The 1,636-nt window shown below is 31.8% G+C and carries 2 protein-coding genes; both read right to left on the bottom strand.

Going from position 1 to position 1,636, the window contains the following annotated elements; all coding sequences use genetic code 11:
* Positions 1-139: 139 nt before the first annotated feature.
* Positions 140-700, bottom strand: coding sequence for a DUF228 domain-containing protein (locus U880_RS0101530; RefSeq protein WP_024654494.1), 561 nt, complete (start codon positions 698-700; stop codon positions 140-142).
* Positions 701-733: 33 nt separating this feature from the next.
* Positions 734-1,564 carry a DUF228 domain-containing protein gene (locus U880_RS09840; RefSeq protein WP_051373859.1) on the bottom strand — a complete coding sequence of 277 codons (831 nt, stop codon included), beginning with the start codon at positions 1,562-1,564 and terminating at the stop codon, positions 734-736.
* Between the last annotated feature and the right edge of the window lie 72 nt (positions 1,565-1,636).

Below are 1,636 nucleotides of genomic sequence, written 5' to 3'. Positions count from 1 at the left end.
CATTTTTAAGCTCAACATCTTCTATTTGAGAGTCGATAAACCAGCTGTAGAATTTTGGTATTTTTGTTTCTCTTACAACGTTTACTACTTCCTTAGCATAATAATTTTCATCAAATAAATCTGACATCTTTAATCTCCTTTAATTTAAAGCTTTATTTCCATAGCTTTTTACACCTACCATGTGAAGGTTATCTGTGATTTTTATTGAATCTGTAATAGCTACAGCATTAGTATTAGATGAACCATTTGCTTTTTCAAGTTGACCATCTGAGTTAAACTTAAGTTTATCTTTGCATTTTATAGAATTATCTTTTGCAACAAGATATCCTTCAAATCTATTTGTTATTGGTGCTACTGTTGCAACACCAGTATAATCATCAATATCAACACATATCCCATATAAATCATCACCACCACCGGCCTCTACATGAGGTTCAAAATGTGGTTGTCCTTGAGTAAATTGATTTGCAACAAGTTTTACTCCTCTTTTATATGGATAGCCTTTACTTGGATGACTTTCAAATTTATCACAACTACTTGTTACAGAACCTCCTGAATTACTAAAATGTTGATATTTGTCTCTAAAATCAGTATTGTTACTAAAAACAGAAAGCTCATCACTTGGGTTTTTCATTAATGCTTTTAGCTTATCACGTTTATCTTCATAATCTTTTATTAATTGCGTTATATTATTAGACACTCCTTAACCTCCTCTAACATTTAACTTAATTTGCTATGACCTATTGCCATAAATTGCAACTTTAACAAAATGAACCTTATATTGACCTTTACGACTAGAATCATTTTCTGCTAAATCAATAGTAAATACATCACTAAGTGCAACAATATTAATCATTTTTTTCCCGCCACTCTCTGCTTTTATAAGCATCCCATTAGAATCAAAATCTAATTTATTTGAGACTGTGATACTTGAATCACTAGCAGCTAAGTATCCACAAAAATTACATGTTATTGGAATCACAAGTGCTGTATTGCTATTCTCACAAACGTCAATACATACTCCATACATATCTTCGTCATTTGAAGGCACAACATAAATAGCATTCTCTTCAACTTTTAACTTTACCGCACGTTTGTATGGATATTCTTTGTATGCATATCGCTCTATCATGTCAACATAACTTGAGAGTGCTTGAGAATCAGCATCTACTATTTGCATACGATCACGAAAATCAGATGTAACCCTTTCAAATACAGCAGCATCTTCTTTAAAGACTTTGGTATATTGTTTAAGTTTGATGAGTGCATCTGTATAACTAGAATCTGAAGCTTGGATAGTAACACTTCTTTTTTGTCTGCTCCTACTTCTTGAACCTTCTTTCGGGATTGGATCTGACTCAAGAACAGAATCTTGTTGCAAATTTAATCTCAAACTCTCTACATCTTCTATAGTTTCTAAAGTTTGTAGAGTCTCTACATCTAAAGATTTTAAAAATTCTATTTGTTCTTGATTGCCCAATTGAGTATCATGAGCAACTTTAGCACTTTGAGTACTTTTATTTTCAACCACTGGGCTAGCTTCTTCTTTGCTTAAAGTACTCATTAACTACCCTTTAAAGCCCTATTCCCAAATACACTAGCATGAATAATATAAAGATTTTCATTGAGTTTATAT

This window comes from Borrelia hispanica CRI (assembly GCF_000500065.1).
GTDB classification, from domain to species: Bacteria; Spirochaetota; Spirochaetia; order Borreliales; family Borreliaceae; genus Borrelia; species Borrelia hispanica.
Note: the sequence above shows the minus strand (reverse complement) of the source record. Positions and strands in the feature narration are given on the sequence as shown.

Coding starts and splice junctions, on each gene's coding strand:
- U880_RS09840 (WP_051373859.1), bottom strand. CDS start 1,564: ATGAGTACTTTAAGCAAAGAAGAAGCTAGCCCAGTGGTTGAAAATAAA.